The organism is Croceicoccus mobilis, assembly GCF_001661965.1.
Taxonomy (GTDB): Bacteria; Pseudomonadota; Alphaproteobacteria; order Sphingomonadales; family Sphingomonadaceae; genus Croceicoccus; species Croceicoccus mobilis.
In genome coordinates, this window is sequence record NZ_LYWZ01000020.1 from 157,175 (window position 1) to 181,572 (window position 24,398).

The 24,398-nt window shown below is 63.9% G+C and carries 33 protein-coding genes; 24 read left to right on the forward strand and 9 right to left on the reverse strand.

Annotation, left to right across the window (positions count from 1 at the left end; all coding sequences use genetic code 11):
• Positions 1–286 precede the first annotated feature (286 nt).
• Entirely contained in the window at positions 287–865 is a 579-nt protein-coding gene (locus tag A9D13_RS05900) for a TlpA family protein disulfide reductase (protein WP_066771369.1), read from the reverse strand.
• Between the two features lie 67 nt (positions 866–932).
• On the opposite strand from A9D13_RS05900, the gene argH reads away from it, so the two are divergent.
• From argH to A9D13_RS05925, 5 genes are read left to right on the forward strand one after another with little or no spacing between them, the layout of a single operon-like run.
• On the forward strand, positions 933–2,312 hold the full coding sequence (gene argH / locus A9D13_RS05905; protein ID WP_066771842.1) for an argininosuccinate lyase: 1,380 nt from the start codon (positions 933–935) through the stop codon (positions 2,310–2,312).
• Complete coding sequence (locus tag A9D13_RS05910) at positions 2,312–2,557, forward strand: hypothetical protein (protein WP_066771379.1); 246 nt, start codon at positions 2,312–2,314, stop codon at positions 2,555–2,557. The genes argH and A9D13_RS05910 overlap by 1 nt, the downstream gene beginning before the upstream one ends.
• 6 nt (positions 2,558–2,563) lie before the next feature.
• On the forward strand, positions 2,564–3,820 hold the full coding sequence (gene lysA, locus A9D13_RS05915) for a diaminopimelate decarboxylase (protein ID WP_066771381.1): 1,257 nt from the start codon (positions 2,564–2,566) through the stop codon (positions 3,818–3,820).
• The gene (locus tag A9D13_RS05920; protein WP_172808113.1) at positions 3,817–4,593 is read left to right on the forward strand and encodes a precorrin-2 dehydrogenase/sirohydrochlorin ferrochelatase family protein; all 777 of its coding nucleotides are present in this window, start codon (positions 3,817–3,819) and stop codon (positions 4,591–4,593) included. The genes lysA and A9D13_RS05920 overlap by 4 nt, the downstream gene beginning before the upstream one ends.
• Before the next feature lie 59 nt (positions 4,594–4,652).
• Positions 4,653–4,850 carry a hypothetical protein gene (locus tag A9D13_RS05925; protein ID WP_066771385.1) on the forward strand — a complete coding sequence of 66 codons (198 nt, stop codon included), beginning with the start codon at positions 4,653–4,655 and terminating at the stop codon, positions 4,848–4,850.
• Here the strand turns inward: A9D13_RS05925 and ruvX are convergent.
• From ruvX to pyrE, 7 genes are read right to left on the reverse strand one after another with little or no spacing between them, the layout of a single operon-like run.
• Positions 4,847–5,320 (reverse strand): Holliday junction resolvase RuvX, encoded by a 474-nt coding sequence (gene ruvX, locus A9D13_RS05930; protein WP_066771394.1) that lies wholly within the window; start codon positions 5,318–5,320, stop codon positions 4,847–4,849. The two genes, A9D13_RS05925 and ruvX, sit on opposite strands and share 4 nt — an antisense overlap.
• Entirely contained in the window at positions 5,317–6,480 is a 1,164-nt protein-coding gene (locus tag A9D13_RS05935; RefSeq protein WP_066771396.1) for a DUF3089 domain-containing protein, read from the reverse strand. The genes ruvX and A9D13_RS05935 overlap by 4 nt, the downstream gene beginning before the upstream one ends.
• A 24-nt stretch (positions 6,481–6,504) precedes the next feature.
• Positions 6,505–7,584, reverse strand: coding sequence for an AI-2E family transporter (locus tag A9D13_RS05940; RefSeq protein WP_066771398.1), 1,080 nt, complete (start codon positions 7,582–7,584; stop codon positions 6,505–6,507).
• Between the two features lie 6 nt (positions 7,585–7,590).
• Positions 7,591–8,466: a signal peptidase I gene (gene lepB / locus A9D13_RS05945; RefSeq protein WP_172808118.1), complete on the reverse strand. Its 876-nt coding sequence runs from the start codon at positions 8,464–8,466 to the stop codon at positions 7,591–7,593.
• A 56-nt stretch (positions 8,467–8,522) separates the two neighbouring features.
• Positions 8,523–8,942 (reverse strand): holo-ACP synthase, encoded by a 420-nt coding sequence (gene acpS / locus A9D13_RS05950; protein ID WP_066771404.1) that lies wholly within the window; start codon positions 8,940–8,942, stop codon positions 8,523–8,525.
• Entirely contained in the window at positions 8,939–9,685 is a 747-nt protein-coding gene (locus tag A9D13_RS05955) for a pyridoxine 5'-phosphate synthase (RefSeq protein WP_066771407.1), read from the reverse strand. Before A9D13_RS05955 ends, acpS begins: the two co-directional genes overlap by 4 nt.
• Before the next feature lie 28 nt (positions 9,686–9,713).
• On the reverse strand, positions 9,714–10,298 hold the full coding sequence (pyrE, locus tag A9D13_RS05960) for an orotate phosphoribosyltransferase (RefSeq protein ID WP_066771409.1): 585 nt from the start codon (positions 10,296–10,298) through the stop codon (positions 9,714–9,716).
• Between the two features lie 364 nt (positions 10,299–10,662).
• Between pyrE and coxB the strand changes: the two genes are divergently transcribed.
• From coxB to A9D13_RS21245, 16 genes are all read left to right on the forward strand, one after another.
• The gene (coxB, locus tag A9D13_RS05965) at positions 10,663–11,661 is read left to right on the forward strand and encodes a cytochrome c oxidase subunit II (protein ID WP_229665408.1); all 999 of its coding nucleotides are present in this window, start codon (positions 10,663–10,665) and stop codon (positions 11,659–11,661) included.
• Between the two features lie 23 nt (positions 11,662–11,684).
• Entirely contained in the window at positions 11,685–13,376 is a 1,692-nt protein-coding gene (ctaD, locus tag A9D13_RS05970) for a cytochrome c oxidase subunit I (RefSeq protein WP_066771415.1), read from the forward strand.
• Positions 13,377–13,511: 135 nt separating this feature from the next.
• The gene (locus A9D13_RS05975; RefSeq protein WP_066771422.1) at positions 13,512–14,453 is read left to right on the forward strand and encodes a heme o synthase; all 942 of its coding nucleotides are present in this window, start codon (positions 13,512–13,514) and stop codon (positions 14,451–14,453) included.
• Positions 14,453–14,602, forward strand: coding sequence for a hypothetical protein (locus A9D13_RS20790; protein WP_172808114.1), 150 nt, complete (start codon positions 14,453–14,455; stop codon positions 14,600–14,602). The genes A9D13_RS05975 and A9D13_RS20790 overlap by 1 nt, the downstream gene beginning before the upstream one ends.
• An 18-nt stretch (positions 14,603–14,620) precedes the next feature.
• Positions 14,621–15,208: a cytochrome c oxidase assembly protein gene (locus A9D13_RS05980; protein ID WP_066771425.1), complete on the forward strand. Its 588-nt coding sequence runs from the start codon at positions 14,621–14,623 to the stop codon at positions 15,206–15,208.
• 143 nt (positions 15,209–15,351) lie between these two features.
• Positions 15,352–16,173, forward strand: a complete 822-nt coding sequence (locus A9D13_RS05985; protein WP_066771427.1) for a cytochrome c oxidase subunit 3 — start codon at positions 15,352–15,354, stop codon at positions 16,171–16,173.
• Positions 16,170–16,613: a DUF983 domain-containing protein gene (locus A9D13_RS21070; RefSeq protein WP_373288751.1), complete on the forward strand. Its 444-nt coding sequence runs from the start codon at positions 16,170–16,172 to the stop codon at positions 16,611–16,613. Before A9D13_RS05985 ends, A9D13_RS21070 begins: the two co-directional genes overlap by 4 nt.
• Positions 16,610–17,203: an SURF1 family protein gene (locus A9D13_RS05995; protein WP_082922155.1), complete on the forward strand. Its 594-nt coding sequence runs from the start codon at positions 16,610–16,612 to the stop codon at positions 17,201–17,203. Before A9D13_RS21070 ends, A9D13_RS05995 begins: the two co-directional genes overlap by 4 nt.
• Positions 17,204–17,253: 50 nt before the next feature.
• Positions 17,254–18,666, forward strand: a complete 1,413-nt coding sequence (gene thrC, locus A9D13_RS06000; RefSeq protein WP_066771430.1) for a threonine synthase — start codon at positions 17,254–17,256, stop codon at positions 18,664–18,666.
• 4 nt (positions 18,667–18,670) lie between these two features.
• A complete protein-coding gene (locus tag A9D13_RS06005; protein WP_066771432.1) occupies positions 18,671–19,570 on the forward strand; it encodes a class I SAM-dependent rRNA methyltransferase in 900 nt (299 codons plus the stop codon).
• A gap of 11 nt (positions 19,571–19,581) precedes the next feature.
• The gene (locus tag A9D13_RS06010) at positions 19,582–19,953 is read left to right on the forward strand and encodes a dihydroneopterin aldolase (protein WP_066771434.1); all 372 of its coding nucleotides are present in this window, start codon (positions 19,582–19,584) and stop codon (positions 19,951–19,953) included.
• A complete protein-coding gene (locus tag A9D13_RS06015) occupies positions 19,950–20,294 on the forward strand; it encodes a Rossmann fold domain-containing protein (RefSeq protein ID WP_066771436.1) in 345 nt (114 codons plus the stop codon). The genes A9D13_RS06010 and A9D13_RS06015 overlap by 4 nt, the downstream gene beginning before the upstream one ends.
• Before the next feature lie 22 nt (positions 20,295–20,316).
• Positions 20,317–21,351, forward strand: coding sequence for a GTP 3',8-cyclase MoaA (gene moaA / locus A9D13_RS06020; protein WP_066771439.1), 1,035 nt, complete (start codon positions 20,317–20,319; stop codon positions 21,349–21,351).
• Positions 21,352–21,357: 6 nt separating this feature from the next.
• A complete protein-coding gene (locus tag A9D13_RS06025) occupies positions 21,358–21,603 on the forward strand; it encodes a MoaD/ThiS family protein (protein WP_066771441.1) in 246 nt (81 codons plus the stop codon).
• 7 nt (positions 21,604–21,610) lie between these two features.
• Positions 21,611–22,069 (forward strand): molybdenum cofactor biosynthesis protein MoaE, encoded by a 459-nt coding sequence (locus A9D13_RS06030; protein WP_066771845.1) that lies wholly within the window; start codon positions 21,611–21,613, stop codon positions 22,067–22,069.
• 111 nt (positions 22,070–22,180) lie between these two features.
• Positions 22,181–22,306, forward strand: coding sequence for a hypothetical protein (locus tag A9D13_RS21245; protein WP_268235817.1), 126 nt, complete (start codon positions 22,181–22,183; stop codon positions 22,304–22,306).
• Between the two features lie 87 nt (positions 22,307–22,393).
• Here A9D13_RS21245 and A9D13_RS06040 read toward each other — a convergent pair whose 3' ends face one another.
• A complete protein-coding gene (locus A9D13_RS06040) occupies positions 22,394–22,918 on the reverse strand; it encodes a hypothetical protein (RefSeq protein ID WP_066771448.1) in 525 nt (174 codons plus the stop codon).
• Positions 22,919–23,229: 311 nt separating this feature from the next.
• Between A9D13_RS06040 and rplU the strand changes: the two genes are divergently transcribed.
• From rplU to A9D13_RS06055, 3 genes are all read left to right on the forward strand, one after another.
• Entirely contained in the window at positions 23,230–23,526 is a 297-nt protein-coding gene (rplU, locus tag A9D13_RS06045) for a 50S ribosomal protein L21 (protein WP_066771458.1), read from the forward strand.
• Positions 23,527–23,549: 23 nt separating this feature from the next.
• Positions 23,550–23,819 carry a 50S ribosomal protein L27 gene (gene rpmA, locus A9D13_RS06050; protein WP_066771460.1) on the forward strand — a complete coding sequence of 90 codons (270 nt, stop codon included), beginning with the start codon at positions 23,550–23,552 and terminating at the stop codon, positions 23,817–23,819.
• 231 nt (positions 23,820–24,050) lie between these two features.
• Complete coding sequence (locus A9D13_RS06055) at positions 24,051–24,398, forward strand: hypothetical protein (protein WP_066771462.1); 348 nt, start codon at positions 24,051–24,053, stop codon at positions 24,396–24,398.

A 24,398-nucleotide genomic window follows, 5' to 3' on the forward strand; every position in this document is an offset into this window, starting at 1 on the left:
ACTTGTCGTTAAACCTTTTGGGTGATTATGACGCTCGAACAGATTTTCGACACCCCCTGCTGGAGGAATGCAATGGACGAAGCGTCCCGTCTTGCACGCAAATGTGCCTACACGTTCATGATGATGCGTGTTCTGCCGGTTATGGTGATTGCTGGTTCGGTCAGCATGCTTCTGGTACGTTAACGCCATAAATCAGGGGCGGCCCCGATCGGGTTCTCTCTGGCTTCGAAAAAACGGCCTTCGCGGGTTTTTCGCGAGGGCCGTTTTTCTTTGCCTGCGCGATAGGTCAGCTCTCGGTCAGGATCTCGTCGACGCTGTCGCCTGCCCAGTCATATTCGCCGATCATGCGCCAGATTTCCTTGCCGTCGGCGCCGTAATAGACCGTCATCGGCAGCACGCCGCCTTGATAGGCGAACATCAGGTCGTTGTTCTTGTCCATCCACGGTTCGAGATGGGCGAAACCCTGTTCCTTGAAGAAAGGTGCGACCGCTTCCGCACCATTGAGATCCTGTGACACGGTCAGCACCTTCAGGCTGTCGGTCCGCTCACCTGCAAGCTGGTCCAGCGCGGGCATCTCGACCTTGCACGGTCCGCACCATGTCGCCCACAGGTTCACCAGCAGCGGCTTTCCGGCAAAGCTGTCCAGCGGCTTTTCCGTCCCGTCGGGCAGGGAAATCGTGAGGTCGGGCATGGCTTCACCGGCGTGGCTGCGGTCGATCGTGCCCGCGCTCGGGGCAGATTCGCCCGTTTCTGCCGTTTCGACCGCTTGCTCCTCGCCGGTGCTTTGCCTATCGCACGCGCCAAGCGAGAGCGCGGCGATGATGGCGAGCGTGCTCGGCAGCAAGGAAGGTGTGCGAATAATCATGGGCAATACCGGCTCCGGTTCGGGTGATGGCGTCGATGCGATGGATGGGGCAAAAGCTGCCAACCAGATGTGGGGAGGGCGCTTTGCAGAAGGCCCGTCCGCGATCATGCGCGAGATAAACGCCTCCATCCCCTTCGACAAGGCGCTGTGGCGACAGGACATCCGCGCATCCAAGGCGCATGTCGCCATGCTGGGCGCGCAGGGCATCGTTTCTGCGGCTGATGTCGAGACCATCACCGATGGGCTGGACAAGGTCGCTGCCGAATATGAAGTCAGCGGGGTTCCTGAAAACTGGGATCTCGAAGACATCCACATGGTGACCGAGGACCGGCTGACCCAGTTGATCGGCGCCGCCGCAGGCCGCCTCCATACCGCGCGCAGCCGCAATGACCAGGTCGCGACCGATTTCAAGCTCTGGGTCCGCGATGCGCTGGACCAGACGGATGCTGGCCTTGCCCTGCTGCAAAAGGCGCTGGTGACGCGCGCGGGTGAGCATGCCGACAGCATCATGCCCGGCTTCACCCATCTCCAGACCGCGCAGCCTGTGACATTGGGCCATCACCTCATGGCCTATTACGAGATGTTCCGCCGGGACCGTTCGCGCCTGATGGACGCGCGCGCCCGCATGAACGAATGCCCGCTGGGCAGCGCGGCGCTGGCAGGCACGGGTTTCCCGATCGACCGTAACGCCACCTGCGATGCGCTCGATTTCGCCAAGCCGACCGACAACAGCCTCGACGCCGTGTCGGATCGCGACTTTGCGCTCGACTATCTGCAGGCCGCCAGCCAGTGCGCGCTGCACCTGTCGCGGCTGGCGGAGGAGCTGGTGCTCTGGGCCAGCCAGCCCTTCGGCTTCGTGCGCCTGCCCGATACGCTCTCGACCGGCAGCTCGATCATGCCGCAAAAGAAGAACCCCGATGCCGCCGAACTGGTGCGCGGGCATGCGGGGCGTGTGACCGGCTGCCTGATGAGCCTGATGATGACCATGAAGGGCCTGCCGCTCGCCTATTCGAAGGACATGCAGGACGACAAGCCGCCGGTGTTCGAGGCACATGGCCTGCTGGCCCTGTCGATCGCCGCGACCGAGGGCATGATCGCGGGCGCAACCTTCCGCACCGACCGCATGCGCAGCGCCGCCGAGCAGGGCTATGCCACCGCGACCGATCTGGCCGACTGGCTGGTGCGCGAAGGCGATATTCCTTTCCGCGAGGCGCATCACATCACCGGCGCCGCCGTGAAGCTGGCCGAAAGCCGGGGTATCGCTCTCGACGCTCTCACCATCGAGGATCTGAAAGCCATCGACGCGCGTATAGACGAGCGTGTGTACAAGGCGCTGTCGGTCGATTCTTCGGTCGCCGCGCGCGCCAGCCACGGCGGCACCGCGCCTGCGCAGGTTCGTATGCGCGTCGCCGATGCGCGCCGCGTGCTGGGTATGGAGGAAGCGTGATGATCCGCACATTCGCCGCCGTTTCGCTTGTCGCGCTGGCGCTGGCCGGATGTGCGCGCACGACCCCGCTCAAACCCAAGGCCGGTGACGAACTGCCACCCGCCGCCTATGGCGAGAAACAGCAACCCACCGCGGCCGAGCTGCTGGAACGCCCGGTTCAGGCCGCCCCCGAACGCAATGTGGAGCTGCGCACCCGCAGCGAGGAACGCGTGGAAGATCCCTTCGATCTTCCCCCTGAAGGCTGAATTCCCTTGGACCATTTCGATTACAGAAACGGCGAGCTTTACGCCGAGGAACTGCCCATCGCCCGCATCGCGGAAGAGGTCGGCACCCCCGTCTATATCTACTCGCGCGCCACGCTGGAGCGTCACGCCCGCGTCTTTCGCGACGGGCTGAAGGACCTGCCCAGCGTCCATTGCGCCTTCGCGGTGAAGTCGAACCCGAATGTCGCCGTGCTGAAAGTGCTGAAGGAACAGGGCTTTGGCGCCGATGTCGTGTCCGAAGGCGAGATGCGCCGCGCCCTTGCCGCCGGTATCCCGGCGGAGGACATCGTGTTTTCGGGCGTGGGCAAGACGCGGCACGAACTGACCCACGCACTGGAAGCGGGCGTGGGGCAGTTCAATCTGGAGTCCGAAGAAGAGGGCGTCGAACTGGCCGGGATCGCAGCGCGCAAGGGGCTGACCGCCAATTGCGCCCTGCGCGTAAACCCCGATGTCGAGGCCGGGACGCATGAGAAGATCTCCACCGGCAAGGCGGAGAACAAGTTCGGCGTGCCCTATGACCGCGCGGCCGAGATTTTCGACCGGCTGGCGCGCCTGCCGGGCATGAACCTGCGCGGGCTGGCGGTGCATATCGGCAGCCAGCTGCAAAGCCTCGATCCGCTGGAGGCCGCCTTTGGCCGCATGGGCGCGCTGATGGAGGCGATCCGCGCCGAGGGTCACCACATCACCCACATGGATCTGGGCGGCGGCGTCGGCGTGCCCTACAAGCAGGGCGAAGTCTTCCCCTCACTGGAGGATTACGGCGCGATGGTCGCGCGGGTCTGCAAGGATTGGGGCGTGACGCTGATGTTCGAACCGGGCCGTGTGATCACCGGCAATTCGGGCGTGCTCGTCACCGAAGTCATCCGCGTGAAGCAGGGCGTGCATTCGCCCTTTGTCGTGGTCGATGCGGCGATGAACGATCTGGCGCGCCCGGCCATGTATGACGCATGGCACGATTTTCAGGCGGTGCATCCGCGCGGCGATCATTTCATCGCCAGCGTCGTCGGCCCGATCTGCGAATCGAGCGATACTTTCGCGAAAAACCGCGAGATCGACCGGGTGGAAGCAGGCGATCTTGCCGTGTTTCGCACGGCAGGCGCCTATGGCGCGACCATGGCGAACACCTATAATTCGCGCCCGCTGGTGCCCGAGGTGCTGGTCAGCGGCGAGAAGTTCGCGGTGGTGGCCGACCGGATAGAGCCGGAGACCATCCTCGCCGCCGAGCGCGTGCCGGACTGGCTGTGAACTCGCTACCCCTCTTTCACCGCATCGACGGCAAGAGGGTCGTCGTTCTGGGCGTAGGTGAGGCTGCGGAGGCCAAGCGCCGCATCATCCGCCGTGCAGGCGGCATCTGCGTCAGCGAGCACGAGGCGCATCACGCGTCGCTGGGTTTCGTAGTGATCGACGATGACCGGGAGGCCGAGGCCGCGGCGATGCGGCTGCGGATGAAGGGGTTGATCGTCAATGTGACGGACAAGCCTGCACTGTGCGATTTCACAGTGCCTTCGCTGATCGACCGCGATCCGGTGCTGATCGCGGTGGGCACGGGCGGTGCGTCCGCCGGCCTTGCCAAAATGCTGCGATTGCGGCTGGAGCGCATGCTGCCGCAGGGCCTGGGCAGGCTTGCCAGTGCATTGGGCGCGGCGCGGGCCGCGATCCGCAGCCGCTATCCCACCGCCGCCGACCGCCGCCGCGCACTGGACAATGCGCTGGGTGAGGGCGGAGCGCTCGATCCGCTGGTCGAGCATGGCGAAGGCGCGGTCGATCGCTGGCTGGCGGGCAAAGTGGAGCGTCCCGACAGCGGTGTGCACGAATTCACCCTGCAATCCGGCGATCCCGATGACCTGACCCTGCGGCAGGCACGCCTGCTGGGCAGTGCCGATTATGTCGTGCATGATCCTGCCGTGCCCGAAGCAGTGCTGGTCCGCGCCCGCGCCGATGCGCAGCGCATCGGCGGAAACGAGATGCCGGAAATCGGCGAAGAGGAAATCGCCATAGTCCTGCGCCTGCCGAAATAATCAGGCCCCTATATCAGATGACATTGCGCCGCCGCGCAGTTGCGGCAAGGGGCGCAGGGATGAACCGACAGTTCGAACGCGCCGATATGCTGCATGCCGCCAATAATTGCCGGCAGATCCTCGACGTGTTCGCACGCCGGCTGGAACGGGCGCGCAAGCGGTTGGACGATGGCGATGCGCAGGGCTGCGCGCAGCTTTTGGACCAGCTTCAGGACATGCTGCCCGAAGCCGCGCGCACCATCAGTTTCGACGATTAATCAAGGAAGTTCGCGGACAGCCCGTCGATCGCCGCCTGCAATATGACGGCGGCGGCATGGCTGTCGATGCGCTGGGCCCGCTTGGCGCGGCTCATGTCCTGCTCGATCATGGCGCGTTCGGCCCCGGCGGTCGAAAGCCGCTCGTCCCATAGCAGGATCGGCAGGCCGAACGCGGTATCGAGATTGCGCGCCAGCGCCCGCGCCGCCTGCGCGCGCGGGCCTTCGCTGCCGTCCATGTTCTTGGCAAGACCGATGACGATGCCCGCCGCCTTGCGCTCCGTCACGATCCTGGACAGCGCCTCTTTCAATGGTCCGAACTTGCCGCGCGGCAGGGTCTTGCCCGCCGTGGCGAAGCGCCAGCCTGCGTCGCACAGCGCGACGCCCACGGTCTTCGTGCCGGGGTCGAGGCCAATCAGCACCCCGCCATCGGGCAGGGCTTCGGAAAAATCGCGGGCAGCTTCGGCGATCATGAAGCAGTCGTCTCCGGCTCGACCTTGGCCGCAGGCGCGGCGCGGTCATGTGCGGCCAGCCATGCGGCTTCGCGCCGGGCGTAATCTTCGCGCAGGTTCATCCAGAACAGCGGAATGTCATAGACGTGGTAATTGTTGCCGGGCAGCACGGCATTGCCCATCTCTGGTGGATCGCCGATCAGCAGGATACCGCGCGGATCGCATTTGGCGGGCACGGCGTCGGCAACCAGTTCACCGCCCGACATGTCGCCGTTGGGCACCAATGTACCGTCATTCGCGCTCGCGGGTGCCTCTCCGCCGATGCCGCCGGTCAGCGGGTTCGAACACAGCACGTTTTCCGGCAGCTTCACCACGCCGTCGAGATCGGGGCCCTTGGCATAGGCGGCCAGCAGCGATTCGGGGTCGGCCGGTTCGGCAAAGCTCTGCCAGCTCATCACGCAGCCCGGCTGATCCGCCGTGGCGCAGGCAGGCAGGCCCATGGCGGGCAAATCGTTTTTGGTCGATACCGGCCAGCCTACGGGATAGGCTGCGACGATCCGGTCGGCGATCGGCGTTCCCGCGATCTTCTCCTTCATCAGCCGGATGAGGTGCAGCGACCCTTGGCTGTGGCCAGCCAGCACGATCGGCGCATCGGCAGGAATAGTCGCGACAAAGAAATCGAATGCCTGCGCCACATCGGCATAAGCGGCGTCGACGGCGCGCTTGGCCTCTGGCTTGTCGGTCAGGAACGCGCCGACGGTTGCCTGCCTGTAACGCGGGGCCCAGATCTGGATCGATCGGTTGAAGGGGCTGGCCATGCCCTGCACGAAAAGCTTCGCGCCGCCATTCGCCTTGGCATCGTCAATCGGCGCGTTCCAGCGCCCACGTTCGACATAGCTGGTGGGGTGCACGAAAAAGACCGCGCTGGGGGCGGCGATATCTTCCTCGGCAAATCCGGCGGGGCGCCAGCGGGCAGGATCGCCATCCCCCATGCCGGGCCGCGCGATCCACATGGCCGGGTCCTCATAGGCGTTGTCTTCCAGCGCGGCCTGTTCCTCGAATTCGGCGCTGGGCACAAAGGCGAGGCGGGTAAGATCCTCGGCCCAGATGGTCATGGCGATCCCGCCGCCGATCACCAGCACCACGAGAAACGCGATGAGATAGAGAAACTTGCGAGCCATTCCTGTCGTCCCCCCGAAGAGCGGTCAGCCGCCCTGTGGCGCGGTATTGGCCGCGCCCGATTTTCCATTCCGCTCCGCGCGGTGTTCCAGCATGACCTTGATCATCGCGATCAGCGGATCGGCCAGCGCCAGCCCGATGATGCCGAACAATATGCCCAGTATCAGCTGCCCCGCCAGTACCAGCGCCGGGGCGAGATCCACGGTCTTTTTCGCGATCATCGGCACGACGACATAGCCGTCGAAGGTCTGCACCACGACATAGACGCCCGCGCAATAGATCGCCATGTCCGTGCCGCCAGAAAAACCGACCAGCACCATCAGCAGCCCGGAAATGACAGCGCCCACATTGGGAATGAAGGCTAGCAGGCCGGTGATGAGCCCCAGCAAGGTCGCCAGCGGCACGCCATAGACGGCAAGCGCGATGCCGGTGAGTATCCCTTCGACCGTCATGCCGACAAGCCGGCCGAACATCAGGCGGCGCATCGAAAACGCCATCTTGTCGACCATGTCGAGAAAGCTCTCGCGCTCTCCTTCGGGCAGCATCCAGGCGACGCCGCGTTCATACAGATTGGGTTCGAGCGCGATATAGATGCCAAGGATCAGGATCAGGAAGCCGGTGGTGAACCCGCCGATGATGCCGCCGACCGCGCGGGTCAGCTGGCCGACGCCGCCCATCGCCTGCTGCGCCATTTTCTCGACCGAATCGGCGTTGATGTTGATCCCCATGCTCTCGATCCAGTCGAGCGCGCGATTGCCCTGCTGTTCGATCAGCGCGGGAAACTGCGCCGCTTCGGTCGCGAGCGAGGTTCCGGCGTAGAAGATCACCCAGCCGATGAAGAGGAAGCCCGCGACCAGCACGATCGCCACGCGCCAGCTGCGCCCGATGGGCAATACCTTGCCCAGGAGGCGCGCGCCGCCATCGATGATCGCGGCGAATACCAGTCCGCCGAACACCACCAGCAGCGCCTGCGACATGTAGACGGCAACGCCGATGAGCACGACGACACCCACCCAGACAAACGCCCTGCGCGCTTCGAAGCGCAATTTCGGATCGGTGATTGTCGTCGGGCTGGAGGTGTGGGGATTCGGGTCGCGGTCGTCCATTATATCTTAATGCCCCTCGGTGTCAGGCGCGACTGCATTTTCCGGCAGTGGCCGGATCGCCGGACGCAGGCTGCGCCAAGCGCGGTTCGAACGCAGTCCGCTCCACCAAGAAAGCGGGTTCCACGATTCGGTTCCGTCGAGCGAGAAGGTAATGAACTCTGCCCGGCCGCCGACATCGGACAAAGGCACCGGCCCGCCAAGCCCGCGCCCCGGCGCCATTTCGCGGCTGTCGGCCGAATGATCGCGGTTGTCGCCCATCAGGAAGACATGGCCCGCTGGCACCCTGAGTTCCGGCATTTCGTCCAGCGGCTGGTTCACGTGATCGATGGTCAGATAGGTCGCGCCATTGGGCAGCGTCTCGCGCCATGTCGGCGGTTCATAGACCGCACTGCCATCGGGCAGGCGCACGCGATATTGCGAGAATACGTCGAGGCAGTTGATGCCATCGCACATCTGCGCATCGCTGGCGTCCAGCTGAACCGGCGGTTCGACTTCTCGGCGGATGGGCTGGCCATTTAATATGATATGCCCGCGATGCACCGCGATCGTGTCGCCGGGCAGGGCGACGACCCGCTTGATCCAGTCTTCCTTTGCATAGGGTGGGGAAACGATGACGATGTCGCCATATTCGGGCGTGCGCGGCAGGGCGCGCGCGCCCGACCGCGGCAGTATGTGGAAAGAGGCTGAAACCCAGCTCCACCCATAAGGATATTTCGACACGATCAGCCGGTCGCCGACCAAGAGGTTCGGCATCATCGAACCCGACGGAATATAGAACGGCTTTGCCACCAGCGAATGAAACGCCAGCACGGCGAGCAGCATGCCAAGCAGGCCCAAGGCCTCTCGCACCCAGTTGACCCGGCCGCTGTCCCTTCCATCCATCGGTTCGATAGGGGCAGGGCTGGCAGGCACCGAGCCTGCGCGCGAACGCGGACGGATCATGCGAAATCGCCCGCCATCACAGGCCGCGCCTCGATCACCACAAAGGCCTGCGCCCACGGGTGATCGTCGGTAAGCGTGAGATGCACGACCGCCTCATGTCCGACAGGGGTCAGTTCAGCCAGCCGCGCCGCCGCGCCGCCTTCCAGCGCCAGCGTGGGCGCGCCGCTGGGTGCATTGACGACGCCGATGTCCTTCATGAACACGCCGCGCTTGAATCCGGTGCCGACGGCTTTGGAAAACGCCTCCTTGGCGGCGAAGCGCTTGGCGTAGGTGCCCGCGCGGGTGAACGGGCGGCGCTCCGCCTTCATGCGTTCGACTTCGGTGAATACGCGCAGCTCGAACCGCTCGCCAAAGCGGGCGAGCGATGCCTCGATCCGCTCGATATTGCAGAGGTCGGAGCCCATGCCGATGATCAACGCGCTTCATCCATCAATTCGCGCATCCGGCGCACGGCGTTTTCCAGTCCCACGAAAACCGCTTCTCCGATCAGGTAGTGCCCGATGTTCAGCTCGGCCAGTTGCGGGATGGCGGCAATGGGCTGCACGTTGTCATAGGTCAGGCCGTGGCCTGCATGCGGTTCGATCCCGTTTTTCGCAGCAAGCGCGGCCATATCGGCAATACGCTTGAGCTCGCGAGCGCGTTCCTCGCCGGTGGCATTGGCGTATTCACCGGTGTGGAATTCAACGACCGGCGCGCCCAGCTTCATCGCCGCCTCGATCTGGCGCTCCTCCGCCTCGATAAAGAGCGAGACGCGGATGCCGGCGTCGGTCAGCCGCGTGACGATGGGGGCGAGGCGATTGTGCATGCCCGCTGCGTCCAGCCCGCCCTCGGTCGTCCGCTCCTCGCGTTTTTCCGGAACGATGCAGGCAGCGTGCGGGGCATGGGCAAGGGCGATTTCCAGCATCTCGTCCGTGGCGGCCATTTCCAGATTGAGCGGAAGGCCCGTCGCCGTCTGGATACGCGACAGGTCACCGTCACGGATATGGCGGCGGTCTTCACGCAAATGCGCGGTGATGCCGTCGCCGCCCACGCTTGCCACGATCTCGGCCGCGCGGACCGGATCGGGATGGTCGCCGCCGCGCGCATTGCGGATGGTGGCGACGTGATCAATGTTAACGCCGAGGCGCAGCCGTTCGGGCCACAGACGCGATGCGTTCACCGTGCTTGCTCCTTTAAGCGGGACGGATTCAGGCGGGTTTCCGGCTGCCGGGCTTGATCGCCGGGGTCTTGGCCAGTTCTTCGGGCACTTCGTCCGGCGCATAGGTCGGGAAGGAAAGCGAGACGAGCGCGTGATAGGGGATCTCGAACTCGACCTCTCCGCCCGAACGGTCGACGAGCGAGCAGATGCCGATGACCTTGCCGCCTGCGTCTTCCACGGCCTTGATCGCTTCGCGGCTGGAAAGGCCGGTGGTGACGACATCCTCGACCATCAGCACTTTTTCGCCCGGCTCGATGTCGAATCCGCGGCGCAATTCGAACGTGCCGGTGGGGCGTTCGACGAAGATCGCATCGACCTGCAGCGCGCGGCCCATCTCATGGCCGATGATGATCCCGCCCATTGCGGGGGAAACGACCTTGTCGATCTTCGAACGCAGGTCGCGCGGCAACTGCGCGGCCAGCGCGACGGCAAGGCGGCCAGCGCGGTCCGGGTTCATCAGGACGCGCGCGCATTGCAGGTAATGGGCGCTGTGGCGGCCCGAGGAGAGCAGGAAATGCCCTTCCAAGAGTGCGCCCGCGGCGCGGAATTCCGAAAGGACCTCGTCTTCGTTCATTATCGTCTTTCTTTCCAACTGTCGGACGCGGCGGGCGTCCCGTCGCTGCCGCTTGGCTACCCGGTCTTGCAGGCTGGGCAAAACGGACCAGATGGCCCGGCAAATCGCGGCCGCCTGCCCCGTGGATATGGGGCGGGACGACCTGACCTGTGAAAAATATCCCCTAGAGACGCTTGAGGCAGCCCGCAAGCGCGCGTATAGGCCCCGAAGTCGTGCCCCCGATGGCACGGCCAAAAGGTGCGTTCGCGCGCCTTGTGCATGGCCAATTCGCAGCCATGCGCGAGTGTAAGGGTAGATGCCGAGAATGGCGCTTTTTCGCGCCGGACGAAGCAGACGGGGATCAGGGAAAGCGATCTTGAAACTGATGGGAATCCGCCGCGCAGCCGAATACATGACCGGAGCCGCCATTGCGCTCTCGGTTACCGCCGGGACCGCGCTTGCCGCGGCCGCAACCGAGGCCGCGCCCGCGGTCGAGGCAGCGACTGGCGGCTATGTTCCGATGAAGCCCACCCCCGGAATCGGCATGCCGACCGAGGGTGCGATCGGGTTCCAGCAACAGTTTTCCGAGGTCGGCCATGACGGCCAGTTCATGCACAACTGGGTGCTGATGCCGATCATCACGCTCATCACCGTGCTCGTGCTGGGCCTGCTGCTGTTCGTGATGATCCGCTATCGCGCAGGCGCCAATCCGAACCCCTCGCGCACCAGCCACAACACGCTGATCGAGGTTATCTGGACGCTCGTCCCGGTCCTCGTGCTGGTCGTGATCGCGGTTCCCTCGATGAAGCTGCTCGCCAAGCAGTACGAGACCGCCCCGAAAGAGGCGCTGACCGTCAAGGTGACCGGCTACCAGTGGTATTGGGGTTACACCTATCCCGACAATGGCGGTTTCGAGGTCATTTCGAACATGCTCCCCGATGACGAGGCGATCGCCAATGGCGAGCCGGCGCAGCTGGCCGTCGACAAGCGCATGGTCGTTCCCGCCGGTGAAAAGATTCGCATCCAGACCATCGGTGCCGACGTGATCCACTCCTTCGCGATCCCCTCGCTGTGGTACAAGCTCGACGCCGTGCCGGGCCGCATCAACGAAAAGGTTCTCGAGATCGAGAAGCCGGGCGTCTATTACGGCCAGTGCATGGAGCTTTGCGGCGTGCGCCACGGCTACATGCCCATCGCGATCGAGGCTCTGCCGCGCGACAAGTTCGAGCAGTGGGTGCTGGAACAGCCGGGCGGTTCGATCGGTGACCCCGAAGAAAACGCCGACGAAACCGCTGCTGCCGATGCCGAGGCAGAAGACGCAGCAGAAGCCACGGACGCAGCCGAGCCCGCCGAAACCGGCGAAGCCGCTGCGACCGCCGCATAAGAATTACGGATAGGGACGAGACCATGGCCACTACCGCCCCCGAATCATTTCCGGTCCACGAGGACGCGCATCACGACGCGCACGCGGATCATAAGCCCGCCTTTTTCCAGCGCTGGTTCATGTCGACGAACCACAAGGACATCGGCACGCTCTACCTGATCTTCTCGATCTTCGCTGCCATCATCGGCGGCGGCATCTCGGGCATCATGCGGTTTGAGCTGCAGGAGCCGGGTATTCAGTACCTGACCTGGTGGGCCGAATTCCTCGGCAATCCGGCGGGCGACTTCGATTCGGCGCTCCACCTGTGGAACGTGCTGATCACCGCGCACGGCCTGATCATGGTCTTCTTCGTGGTCATGCCCGCCATGATCGGCGGCTTTGCCAACTGGTTCGTTCCCATCATGATCGGCGCGCCCGACATGGCGTTCCCGCGCATGAACAACATCAGCTTCTGGCTGACCTTCATGGGCTTCTGCTCCCTGATGATGAGCGCGTTCATGCCCGGTGGCACCGGCATGGGTGCCGGCACCGGCTGGACGGTCTATGCGCCGCTTTCCACCACCGGTTCGCCCGGACCTGCGGTCGATTTCGGCATTTTCGCGCTGCACCTTGCGGGCGCTGGCTCGATCATGGGCGCGATCAACTTCATCACCACCATCTTCAACATGCGCGCACCGGGCATGACCCTGCACAAGATGCCGCTGTTCGTGTGGTCGGTGCTGGTCACCGCATTCCTGCTGCTGCTGGCGCTGCCGGTCCTGGCCGCCGCCATCACCATGCTGCTGACCGACCGTAACTTCCAGACCACCTTCTTCACCCCCGAAGGCGGTGGCGACCCGGTCCTTTACCAGCACCTGTTCTGGTTCTTTGGTCACCCGGAAGTGTACATCATGATCCTGCCGGGCTTCGGCATCATCTCGCAGATCATCTCGACCTTCAGCCGCAAGCCGGTGTTCGGCTATCTTGGCATGGCCTACGCCATGGTCGCGATTGGCGTCGTCGGCTTCATCGTGTGGGCGCATCACATGTACACCGTCGGCCTTTCGGTGAACGAAAAGATGTATTTCACCGCCGCCACCATGGTCATCGCGGTGCCGACGGGTGTGAAGATCTTCAGCTGGATCGCAACGATGTGGGGCGGCTCGCTTCGCTTCACCTCGCCGATGATCTGGGCGCTGGGCTTCATCTTCCTGTTCACCGTGGGCGGCGTCACCGGCGTGGTGCTGGCCAACGGTTCGATCGACGACAACCTGCACGACAGCTATTACGTGGTGGCGCACTTCCACTACGTGCTTTCGCTGGGTGCTGTGACCGCGATGTTCGCCGGCTGGTATTACTGGTTCCCGAAGATGTTCGGCGTCTGGCACTCCGAATTCCTCTCGAAGCTGCAGTTCGCGATCTTCTTCGTCGGCGTGAACCTCGTGTTCTTCCCGATGCACTTCCTGGGCATGAACGGCATGTCGCGCCGCTATCCCGACTACAACCCGGCTTTCGAGCTGTGGAACTGGGTCGCGACGCGTGGCTATGAGATCATGGCTATTTCGATCGCGGTGTTCTTCGCGAACATCATCTACGCGATCGTCGTCCGCAAGAAGGCGGAAGGCAACTACTGGGGCGAAGGCGCTACAACGCTTGAGTGGACGCTTAGCTCGCCCCCGCCGTTCCACCAGTTCGAGACCCTGCCGGTCATCGACGACAAGGCGGGCGCACACTGATCGTAACGGCCCGCCCCGGCCTTTCGGGGTGAGGCGGGCTGACGGGGGAGCGCACGGTGCCTTTCAGGCACTGTCGCTCCCCTGATCGTTTAAGGAGAGAGCCGGGCCGTGAAAGCGGTGCGGACATAGAGACCAATGAGCACGGGTGCACCGACCCTTGATGAAAGCATGACGCAGCCGCAGGCCCTTCCGGCCGACTGGCGCGATTTCGTGGCGCTGACAAAGCCCCGGGTGATGACGCTGGTCGTCTTTACCGGGCTGTGCGGGCTGCTGGCCGCACCGGGCACGATCCATCCCATCATCGGTTTCACCGCCATCCTTTGCATCGCGCTGGGCGCAGGTGGCGCGGCAGCCATCAACCAGTGGTACGAGGCGGGCATTGATGCGCAGATGAAGCGCACCGCCAACCGCCCCATCCCCGCGGGCCGCATGGATCGTGAGAATGCGCGCGATTTCGCCATTGCGCTGTCGGGCGGTTCGGTCGTGGTGATGGGGCTGGGCGTGGGCTGGCTTGCCGCCGTGCTGCTGGCGGTTTCGATTTTCTATTACGCCGTGGTTTATACCATGTGGCTCAAACCCCGCACGCCGCAGAACATCGTGGTGGGCGGCGGCGCGGGCGCGTTTCCGCCGCTGATCGGCTGGGTCGCAGTGACCGGCGATGTGACGCTGATGCCGGTCGTGCTTTTCGCGATCATCTTCATGTGGACCCCGCCGCATTTCTGGGCGCTCGCGCTGTTCGTGAAGACCGATTACGCGCGCGTCGGCATCCCGATGATGCCTGTGGTGAAGGGTGAGGCATCGACCCGCCGCCAGATCCTGATCTATGCGCTTCTGCTCGCACCGGTCGCTTTGGCGCCATGGTTCGTGGGCGGGGCAGGCGCCGTCTATGCTGTCGCGGCCGCCGCGCTTTCGGCTGCGTTCATCGCGCTTGCCGTTCCCGTCGGCCTGCGCCGCGCGGGTGAGGGCGATGCGATGCGCCCTGAAAAGCGCCTGTTCGGTTTCTCGGTATTATATCTCTTCGCGCTGTTCGGCGCGCTGGTGGCCGATCGGCTGCTCGCCAATGCAGGCGTGATCTGATGGCCCGCCGCGATGACAGCGATCTCGACCCGGTGACAAAGCAGATCCGCGCCCGTCAGAAAGCGCGCAATATCGCGCTCGGCCTGTTTCTTGGCGGGCTAGTCGTGCTGTTCTTCCTTCTCACCATCGTCCGTTTCCCCACGCACTGAGCCGAAAGCCACGAGCCCATGGAACAGAGCATCGCCCCTGACCGCCGGATCGATAATATCGACGAGGCCCGCCGCAGGAACAACCGCACCGGGTTCATTTTCCTGATCGTGGCGATCGGGATGCTGGGCATGGGCTATGCGGCGGTGCCGCTTTATCGCATTTTCTGCCAGGTAACCGGTATCGACGGCACGACGCAGCGCGCCAGCGAAGAGCAGGCGGCGGCGGTTGTCGCCGCGACCGGCCAGCACATTTCGGTGCGTTTCGATGGCAATGTATCGGGTGGCCTGCCGTGGAAGTTCAAGCCGAACCAGGTGAAGCAGGACGTGGTGATCGGTGAAAAATCGCTCGCCAGCTATCACGCCGTCAACAATTCCGCGCGGCCGATCACGGGCACGGCGGTGTTCAATGTCAGCCCGACGCAGGCCGGCAAGTATTTCAACAAGATCGAGTGTTTCTGCTTTACCGAACAGACGCTGAAGCCGGGGCAGGAAGTCGAAATGCCGGTGATCTATTACGTGGATCCCGCGATTCTCGACGACCCTGATGCCCGCGATGTGGAGCAGATAACGCTGAGTTACAGCTTCTATGAAAGCCCGAAGGGCTGATACGGGGCTGAGAGTATAGCCATATTGCCCGCAAAGGCTCTGGACCAGATGGCCGGGGCTGGTTAAAGCGCGGCAGGGATTTTTGTCTGCAGGGGGTGGCGTTCGTGGCCCTCCCGGCACGAAAAGAGGGAAGACACGCAAAGATGGCCGGCACCAAGAACCACGATTACCACATCCTGCCGACCGACCCGTGGCCGTTCATCACGTCGTTTTCGGCGCTGGTGTCCACGACCGGTCTCGCGCTGTCGTTCCACGACTATCCGTTCGGCACCTATCTCGCGATCGCGGGCTTTATCGGCCTGATCATCTCGATGTTCAGCTGGTTCGGCAACATCATCAAGGAAGCGCGCGCGGGCGATCACACCCCGGTGGTGCAGTTGCACCAGCGTTACGGCATGATCCTGTTCATCGCTTCCGAAGTGATGTTCTTCGTCGGCTGGTTCTGGGCGTTCTTCGATTTCGCCCTGTTCCCCAGCGAACTGACCGAAGTCGTCGGCGGTGTATGGCCTCCGGAAGACATCCATGCCGTCATGGACCCGTTCGACCTGCCGCTGCTCAACACGCTGATCCTGCTGTGTTCGGGCACCACGGTCACCTGGGCGCACCACTCGCTGATCCATGGCGACCGTCAGGGGCTCAAGCAGGGCCTGTGGCTCACCGTCATTCTTGGCGTGCTGTTCAGCTTCATCCAGGCGTATGAATACATGCATGCGCCGTTCCCCTTTGGCCAGAACACCTATGGCTCGGTCTTCTACATGGCGACCGGCTTCCACGGCTTCCACGTCATCGTCGGCACCATCATGCTGATCGTGTGCCTCGTGCGCGCCTACAAGGGTGACTTCACCCCGCGTCAGCACTTCGGCTTCGAAGCGGCTGCATGGTACTGGCACTTCGTCGACGTCGTGTGGCTGTTTCTCTTTGTCGCCGTCTATGTCTGGGGCGGTTGGGGCGCGACGATCCATTGATCGACACCCCGCCCAAAGGGCCCGCCAAGCCGGACCCGACAGGTGGCAGTGATTTCGTCGGCGCCGCACGCGGGCAATGTCCACGCTGCGGCGCCGCTTCCATGTTCGACGGCTTTGTCCGCTTTGCGCCGCGATGCGACGATTGCGGGCTGGACTACTCGGCCTTCAACGTGGGCGACGGGCCTGCCGCTTTCCTGACCCTCATCATTGGCACCATCATCGTCGTGCTGGCCGTTTGGCTGGAGCTGGCGGCTGAACCGCCGTTCTGGCTGCATATTGTGCTGTGGGTGCCGCTGACTACGCTGCTGGTGTTTGGTGGCCTGCGCATCGCGAAAGGCTGGCTGCTGATCGCGGAATATAAACGCGGCGCGCGTGAGCATGGCGGCCGCGATCCCGGCGCAAGGCCGAGTGACAGTGACAGGGTGGACGGCTCCAAGTGATTCGCCGCATTCCTGTTTTCGCGACGCTGCTGGTGCTGGCGGCGGTCGGCGTGATGATCGGGCTGGGCATCTGGCAGCTTGGCCGCGCGCAATGGAAGCACACGCTGATCGCGCAATACGAAGCGGCGCTCAGCGATGACGCGATCATCCCTTGGCCGACCGACCCCGCTGATTTTGAAGATGCCTATTTTCGTCGCTCCTCCGTCACCTGTGCCTCGGTCATGGGGCGGACGGCGATTTCGGGCCGCAACGCGGATGACCGGGCGGGCATGGTGCAGATCGTCGATTGCCTGACGCCACAGGGCAATGCCGCCTCCATCCAGCTGGGGTGGAGCCGCGATCCGGCATCGGTGGACTTTGATGGAGGCAGCGCGACGGGCCGTATTACGCGCTATGGCGATGGCCTCAGGCTGATTGCCGATCCGCCGCTGGCGGGCCTTGAACCCAGCGCGAAGCCCGATCCGCATAACCTGCCCGACAACCATACCGCCTATGCCTTCCAATGGTTTTTCTTCGCGATAACGGCGCTGGTGATCTATGTGCTGGCGGTGCGGAAGCGGCTTTCCCAAAAGGACGGCGAACAGGGCTGATAGCGGCTCTATCTTGCGCGATGCGCCCTGTGGGGCTAACCGCGCGGCCCATGGACTATGTAAGCACCCGGGGTAGCGCGCAGCGCCAAGATTTCCGTTCGGTCACGCTGGCAGGCCTTGCCAGCGATGGCGGGCTGTATGTGCCGCGCGAATGGCCGCAGTTCTCGGCGGACGAAATCGCCGCCATGGCGGGCCTTCCCTATGCGGAGCTGGCGGCCAAGGTCATGCAGCCTTTCGTCGGCGATTGCCTGACGCCCGAACGCCTGCTTGAGCTGACGACCAAGGCCTATGGCCGCTTTGCGCACAAGGCGGTGACCCCGCTGACGCAGTTCGATGAAAAGCAGTGGCTGCTGGAACTCTTCCACGGGCCCACGCTGGCGTTCAAGGACGTGGCGCTGCAACTCCTCGGCCTGTTGTTCGAGGAATTCCTGACCGGCAGCGACCAGCACCTCACCATCGTCGGCGCGACCAGCGGCGATACCGGCAGCGCCGCGATCGACGCTGTGGCAGGGCGTGAGAAGATCGACATCTTCATGCTGCATCCCAAGGGCCGCGTGTCCGAAGTGCAGCGCCGCCAGATGACCAGCGTGATCGCGCCCAACGTGCATAATATCGCGCTGACCGATGCCAGCTTCGACGATGCGCAGGCCATGGTGAAGCGCATGTTCGCCGATACCGACATGACCGGGCGTTTCCGCATCACCGCGGTGAACTCGATCAACTGGGCGCGGCTGATGGCGCAGGTGGTCTATTACTTCGCCGCCGCGATCCAGCTGGGCGCGCCGAATCGCAAGGTCGCTTTCAGCGTGCCGACCGGCAATTTCGGCGATGTCTTCGCCGGCTATGTCGCGGCCAAGATGGGCCTGCCGGTCGAGAAGCTGATCGTTGCCACCAACGTCAACGACATCCTCCACCGCGCTCTGTCCACCGGCGATTACTCCGCCCATGGCGTGACCCCGACCGAAGCGCCTTCGATGGACATCCAGGTCAGCTCGAACTTCGAACGCCTGTTGTTCGATGCCGGTGGCCGCGATGGTGCCGCTCTGGCCGAGCAGATGAAGGGCTTCGAGGCCAGCAAGGCGATGCAGCTGACCAATGCGCAGCGCGAAGGCGCGGCAGCGCTCTTCACCAGCATGCGCGCCGATGCGGACGAGATGCATGCCGCGATGCGCTGGGCCTATGAAAACTGCGGCAAGGTCATCGATCCGCATACCGCCATCGGCCTGCATGCCGCATTGAGCGCCGATCTGCCTGCCGATGTGCCGGTGGTGACACTGGCCACTGCGGATGCCGCGAAATTCGCGCCTGCGGTCGAATCCGCAATTGGCGTGTCGCCCACGCTGCCCCCGCGCATCGCAGATCTGATGGACCGGGAGGAAGCCTGCACCGATCTTCCCGGCACCTATGAAGCTGTCGCCAGCTTCGTGGCCGACAACGCGACCGAAAGCCCGGCTGCGGCGTAATAAGATGGCGACGCTTACCGAACTGCCGCAGATGCTGATCGGCGAGGGCTGGGCGGATTACGCGCTCCTCGACAGCGGGCATGGGCGCAAGTTCGAGAGCTATGGCCCCTTCCGCTTCATCCGTCCCGAGCCGCAGGCGATGTGGTCGCCGCGGCTTGCAAACTGGGATGCGCATGGCGAATTCGTCCCCGGTTCGGACGAGGATGGCGGCGGGCGCTGGCAATTCGTAAAGCCCGTTCCGGAAGATGGCTGGCCGCTTGGCTGGCGCGAGGTGAAATTCACCGCCCAGTGCACGCCCTTCCGCCATCTCGGCTTCTTTCCCGATATGGCCCCGGTGTGGGACTGGATGGATGGCATGCTGGAGGGGAAAGACGAACCCCAGACGCTGAACCTGTTCGGCTATACCGGCGTGGGTTCGCTGTCGCTGGCAAGGCGCGGCGCAGTTGCGCACGTCGATGCCAGCAAGAAATCCGTGGCGCAGGCGCGAGAGAATGCGGCAGCGAGCGGCATGGACGATGCGCCGATCCGCTGGCTGATCGACGACGCCGCCAAATTCGCCGCGCGAGAGGTGAGGCGGCAGCGCCGCTATGACGGCATCATCCTCGATCCCCCGAAATTCGGGCGCGGACCGAAAAACGAAACCTGGCGGATCGAGGAGAGCCTTGCGCCGCTGATCGCCGATTGCCGCCAGCTGCTGGATGCGGATTCGCGCTTCCTGTTCCTGACCGCCTATGCCGTCAGGATGAGCTCGCTGGCACTGGGCGGCCTGCTGACCGAAACATTTGCCGCGCTGCCCGGACGGATCGAGCATGGCGAATTGTCGGTGCGTGAGGCGCCGGCCCCGGGCACCGATGTCCGCCGCCTTCTGCCCACCGCCATTTTCGCCCGCTGGGCCAACGATTGAGGACAAGCCCCATGCGCGACACCCTGACCCTTGAGGTCGACGATCTCGTTGTCGATGTCCTCACCGGCATCTATTCGGAAGAAACCGGCAAGCCCCAACCGCTGCGCATTTCCATGGCGGTGGAGATGGAGACGCCGGGCCGCTTCGATCCCGACACGGCGCTGACGGCCAGCAAGAATTACATGGACATCAAGTTCGCGGCGACCGACGCGCTGCCGCCGGGTGTGCATTTCAAGCTGATCGAGGCGGTGGCCGAACACATCTGCGACACGCTCTTCGCGCAGGATGAGCGCGTGATCAGCGTGAAGGTGAAGATCGTCAAGCTGGCCATCGCCGAGAAGGATGAGAAGATCGGCATGACACTGGTGCGGCATCGCCCGTGAACGGCACCGGATTTCTTGAGGTTGCGTCAGGGCCAACCGACCCACTGGATGCGGCTGCGGCTTTTCATGAAGACACCTTGCCGCAGGTTCGCGCCATGTTGGCAAACGGGCTCGATTCGCTCGTGCTGCAATTTCCTCATGCCGAGGACAAGCCCCACCGCTGGCGGCGTGAGGCCGTGGCCGCGTTGGCCCGCGAGGCCGCGCCGACGCGCGTAAATGCAGTTGCGCCCGCATCGGGCGAAGCCGACGAGGGCTCAATGGCCGCAACGGTTGCCTTCCTCCACACCAATGGCGGGGTGACGGGACAATTGCTTTTGGCGGGAACGCTTGGCGGGGGCTGATCGCTCTGTCACTATGGACTCCATGGACGCTCGCACCACGCCCGAACCGACGAATTCACCGGCGAACCCGCTGGTGGATGGCTTTGGCCGTCACATCACCTATCTGCGCTTGTCGCTGACGGACCGATGTGACCTCAGATGCACCTATTGCATGCCCGAACGCATGCAGTTCCTGCCCCGCGCCGAAGTGCTTTCATTGGAAGAGGCGCACCAGATCGCGCTCGCCTTTATCGAGCGGGGCGTGAGGAAGATCCGTCTGACCGGCGGCGAACCGCTGGTCAGGCGCGACATGATCGATCTTGTCCGCGCCTTGGGCCGTAAGATCGGCGACGGGCTGGACGAGCTGACGCTGACGACCAATGGCACCCGCCTTGCCGAATTCGCGGGCGATCTGGCCGACGCGGGGGTAAGGCGCGTCAATGTCTCGCTCGACACGCTGGACCTGGACCAGTTCCAGCAACTTTCTCGCCGCGACCGGCTGGACGATGTGCTCAGCGGTATTGCGGCGGCGCGCACGGCTGGGCTGAAGGTGAAGCTCAACACCGTGGCGCTGAAGGGCATCAACGAGCAGCAGATCCCCGAAATGATCGACTGGGCCCACGCGCTGGGCATGGACATGACCCTGATCGAGGTCATGCCGCTGGGTGAAGTCGACGGCGAACGTATCGACCATTACCTGCCGCTCGACGCTGTAAGGCAGGATCTGGAAAGCCGCTGGACCCTTACGCCCAGCGGTTATCGCACCGGCGGGCCTTCGCGCTATGTCACGGTAGAAGAGACAGGCGGCAGACTCGGTTTCATCACCCCGCTGACCGGCAATTTCTGCGAAGGGTGCAATCGCGTGCGCCTGACCGCGACGGGCCAGCTTTATGCCTGCCTTGGCGGGCGCGAACAGGTGGATTTGCGCGCCGCGGTGCGTTCGGATGATCCTGATGCTCAGATCGCGCAGGCGCTCGACACCGCGATGGCGATCAAGCCCGAGCGCCATCATTTCGCGATTTCGCAGGCGGGCGAGGCTCCGGCGCTGGAACGCCACATGTCCGTCACCGGCGGCTGACGCGCAATGTCGTTGAAGCTCGTGTTTCTTGGCCGGTTGGAAGACGTCGCCGGCCATGGCGAGATCGCTCTCGACATTGCCGGGCCGCTGACCCTGTCGGAAATTGCCGAGCGGCTGGAGCCGCAACTGGCCGTCGCCATTTCTGCGGCGAATGTGCGCATAGCCCTCAATGGCTCGCTGGTATCGCCCGGTGGCTGGACAGCGGGCAATGGCGATGAACTTGCCTTCCTTCCCCCCGTCAGCGGCGGATAGCGCGATGATCCGTGACGTTCGCCTCGCGCATGCCGATTTCGATCCCGCGCATGAGATGGCGCATTTCACGGCGCGGCAGGATGCCGGCGGCGTGACCAGCTTTCTGGGCAAGGTGCGCAGCGAGGCGAGCGACAATCCGGTTCTGGCGCTGGAACTGCGGCATTACGCGCCGCTCACCCTGCCGGGCATGGAAGAGCTGGCCATGCGGGCCGAGCGTAACTGGAAGCTGACGGGTCTGCTCATCATCCACCGCGAAGGGGTGATGGAGCCGGGCGATCCCATCGTCCTCGTCGCGTGCGGCGCGCGCCATCGCCGCGATGCGTTCGAGGCCAGCGACTTCCTGATGGATCATCTGAAAAGCGAAAGCTGGTTCTGGAAGCGCGAGAAGACTGCCAATGGCTGGCGCTGGATCGAACCGCGCGCGCAAGATGCGGACGACCTTGCCCGCTGGGCGCATATTCGCTGAGCGCATTATTCCATAAGGAATATTACCTATTCACGTAATATTTTGATACGCGTCAAGGCGTGCTATCCCGGCCAGGTCTATTCGAACCATCGAAAGACAGGAGGCCTTCCCATGAGTTCGCATGCAGCCGACGATCCCGACCCATTGGTAACGGGGCATGGCGTGCAGGCGCAGATCTGGCCGGTCGTGGCGGTGATGTGGGGGCTTGCGGCCATCGCGATGATCGCTGCTGCCTGACCGGATCGTAAAGAGCTCTCTCCCCTGGCGCGGGTTTCCGGTTGCGGGACCCGCGCTTTTTTTGCGGCGAGAAGGCTCCGGGGTGCTTTAGGGGGCGATCGGAGCGGCGAGTTCATCCAGCACGGCGTCTTCCTGCGCGACAAGTTCGGCAACCTCGGCGCGGGTGGCGACGATGCTCAGCAGTCCCTGTTCCTCACCGCTGTCAGCCTGCGTGACCGCGCCGTTTGCCAACATCGAATCCAGTTCGGCCAAGGCGAACATCGTATCGCTGCGCGCCGATTCGACATCGGAAAAGGCGACGATCGCCTCGGCCCAGCGGTCGCTGGCCTTTGGCGCGCCGGCTGCCGCGCTGGTGGCGCTGCGCGCGCGGGCTGCGCGCGACAGGAACGTGGCATGCGATTCGCGCGCCTGTTCCCCCAAAGCTGCCAGCCTGTCGGTCAGGCCGGTGGGCAGGACCGGATCGGTTTCGGCAGGCTCCTGCGGCTCGACCGGCTGGGCCGTGCCGCTGACTCGCTCCGCATCGCGAATGGCGAGCGAGGGGAAGCGCGATCCGTCTTGTGCGCAGCCGCCCAGCAGCGCGAGGGCAGGGGCGATGAGGGCTAGATTCCGCATGGATCGTTTCGCAGGCTTCATGCACCGCCTGATAGCAGCTTGTTTCATGGCTGCCAGTCCCCAGATAGGCGCCAGCCAGGCAATGGCCACCGGGATGTGCGGCAAAAGGGCGGTTTTGTCCCGTTTCGCGTTGACAGCATGGCGCTTGTCGACTAACGGGCACCGCTCAAACCGGCATCATTCGCGTGTCTTACTGCATTTGCAGGGCACCGGAACGGGGTCCGGTACAATCGTCCGCAGATCGGCACGGATACAACATCGGCGCTTTGACGTCGGGTCGTGGCATCGCGGCAGAACAGACAGGTAGAACAATGTTCGCAATCGTGCGCACGGGCGGCAAGCAGTATCGCGTCGCCGAAGGAGACAAGATCGCGGTCGAGAAGCTGGCAGGCGAAGCCGGCGACAAGATCGAACTGGGCGACATCCTGCTCGCAGGTGACGGCTCGGACCTCAAGGACGCCTCGAAGGTCAAGGTTTCGGCCGAGATCATCGCGCAGGCAAAGTCGGAAAAGGTGATCGTCTTCAAGAAGCGTCGCCGTCACAACTATCGCCGCAAGAACGGTCACCGCCAGCAGATGACCCTGCTGCGCATCACCTCGGTCGGTTAAGTCCAAGCAAGGAGCAATTCACCATGGCACATAAAAAAGCAGGCGGCTCCTCGCGCAACGGTCGCGATTCGGTCGGCCGTCGCCTTGGCGTCAAGAAGTTCGGCGGCCAGGAAGTCGTCGGTGGCAACATCATCGTGCGCCAGCGCGGTACGAAGGTATATCCGGGCGTGAACGTCGGCATGGGCCGCGACCACACCCTGTTTGCCCTTACCGAAGGCAAGGTACGCTTCCATGATGGCAAGCTCGGCCGCAAGTTCGTGTCGGTCGACCAGCTGGCGGAAGCCGCCGAATAAGCGACGGTCTCATGCGAGATAGGCCGTCCCTTATCGGACGGCCCAGCCGGCACTGACCGGCCCGAAGGGAGAAGGGCACAGTCCATCTCCCTTTTTCGCGTCTGGCCGGAACACATCGGCGTGCCGCTGGTTAATCGGGGCAAGCTTAGGAAAGCAAACAATAAAAACACTATCACGAGTTTGAAACGCACCGCGATTATTGTCGCACCCGTGCGTTACCGGGAAGCAGACATGTTCTTCAGAAGCGAAAATACCTTCCTTCGGCCCGCATGGCCGGAAGACCGTCCGGCACTGGACCGGGCGGGCGTCCCTGCCGCCAGCGATCCGCTGCGCCAGGCGGAGCTGACGCATGCGCTGATGGTGACTTTGCCGACCATCGCTCCGGGCCGTGTTGCCGGAACCGCCGGTCTTGTCGCGCGCAATGGGCGCTGGCTGCCGCGCATCTGGCTCGCGTCGGCCTTCCGCCACCTTGGTCTCTTTGAAGAGATCGAGGACGCGCTGATGGCGATCTCGGACCAGTTGCCCGACCCGTCGGGTTCGTCCGTGCGCAATCCCGTGCCGCAGCTCGCCGCCGCCTGA

Excerpts from the sequence above, each read along its gene's own strand:
- A9D13_RS05900 (WP_066771369.1), bottom strand. The coding sequence starts at position 865 with ATGATTATTCGCACACCTTCCTTGCTGCCGAGCACGCTCGCCATCATC.
- argH (WP_066771842.1), top strand. The coding sequence starts at position 933 with ATGTGGGGAGGGCGCTTTGCAGAAGGCCCGTCCGCGATCATGCGCGAG.
- A9D13_RS05910 (WP_066771379.1), top strand. The coding sequence starts at position 2,312 with ATGATCCGCACATTCGCCGCCGTTTCGCTTGTCGCGCTGGCGCTGGCC.
- A9D13_RS05925 (WP_066771385.1), top strand. The coding sequence starts at position 4,653 with ATGAACCGACAGTTCGAACGCGCCGATATGCTGCATGCCGCCAATAAT.
- ruvX (WP_066771394.1), bottom strand. The coding sequence starts at position 5,320 with ATGATCGCCGAAGCTGCCCGCGATTTTTCCGAAGCCCTGCCCGATGGC.
- A9D13_RS05935 (WP_066771396.1), bottom strand. The coding sequence starts at position 6,480 with ATGGCTCGCAAGTTTCTCTATCTCATCGCGTTTCTCGTGGTGCTGGTG.
- A9D13_RS05940 (WP_066771398.1), bottom strand. The coding sequence starts at position 7,584 with ATGGACGACCGCGACCCGAATCCCCACACCTCCAGCCCGACGACAATC.
- lepB (WP_172808118.1), bottom strand. The coding sequence starts at position 8,466 with ATGGATGGAAGGGACAGCGGCCGGGTCAACTGGGTGCGAGAGGCCTTG.
- pyrE (WP_066771409.1), bottom strand. The coding sequence starts at position 10,298 with ATGAACGAAGACGAGGTCCTTTCGGAATTCCGCGCCGCGGGCGCACTC.
- coxB (WP_229665408.1), top strand. The coding sequence starts at position 10,663 with ATGGGAATCCGCCGCGCAGCCGAATACATGACCGGAGCCGCCATTGCG.
- ctaD (WP_066771415.1), top strand. The coding sequence starts at position 11,685 with ATGGCCACTACCGCCCCCGAATCATTTCCGGTCCACGAGGACGCGCAT.
- A9D13_RS05975 (WP_066771422.1), top strand. The coding sequence starts at position 13,512 with ATGAGCACGGGTGCACCGACCCTTGATGAAAGCATGACGCAGCCGCAG.
- A9D13_RS20790 (WP_172808114.1), top strand. The coding sequence starts at position 14,453 with ATGGCCCGCCGCGATGACAGCGATCTCGACCCGGTGACAAAGCAGATC.
- A9D13_RS05980 (WP_066771425.1), top strand. The coding sequence starts at position 14,621 with ATGGAACAGAGCATCGCCCCTGACCGCCGGATCGATAATATCGACGAG.
- A9D13_RS05985 (WP_066771427.1), top strand. The coding sequence starts at position 15,352 with ATGGCCGGCACCAAGAACCACGATTACCACATCCTGCCGACCGACCCG.
- thrC (WP_066771430.1), top strand. The coding sequence starts at position 17,254 with ATGGACTATGTAAGCACCCGGGGTAGCGCGCAGCGCCAAGATTTCCGT.
- A9D13_RS06005 (WP_066771432.1), top strand. The coding sequence starts at position 18,671 with ATGGCGACGCTTACCGAACTGCCGCAGATGCTGATCGGCGAGGGCTGG.
- A9D13_RS06010 (WP_066771434.1), top strand. The coding sequence starts at position 19,582 with ATGCGCGACACCCTGACCCTTGAGGTCGACGATCTCGTTGTCGATGTC.
- moaA (WP_066771439.1), top strand. The coding sequence starts at position 20,317 with ATGGACGCTCGCACCACGCCCGAACCGACGAATTCACCGGCGAACCCG.
- A9D13_RS06025 (WP_066771441.1), top strand. The coding sequence starts at position 21,358 with ATGTCGTTGAAGCTCGTGTTTCTTGGCCGGTTGGAAGACGTCGCCGGC.
- A9D13_RS21245 (WP_268235817.1), top strand. The coding sequence starts at position 22,181 with ATGAGTTCGCATGCAGCCGACGATCCCGACCCATTGGTAACGGGGCAT.
- A9D13_RS06040 (WP_066771448.1), bottom strand. The coding sequence starts at position 22,918 with ATGCGGAATCTAGCCCTCATCGCCCCTGCCCTCGCGCTGCTGGGCGGC.
- rplU (WP_066771458.1), top strand. The coding sequence starts at position 23,230 with ATGTTCGCAATCGTGCGCACGGGCGGCAAGCAGTATCGCGTCGCCGAA.
- rpmA (WP_066771460.1), top strand. The coding sequence starts at position 23,550 with ATGGCACATAAAAAAGCAGGCGGCTCCTCGCGCAACGGTCGCGATTCG.
- A9D13_RS06055 (WP_066771462.1), top strand. The coding sequence starts at position 24,051 with ATGTTCTTCAGAAGCGAAAATACCTTCCTTCGGCCCGCATGGCCGGAA.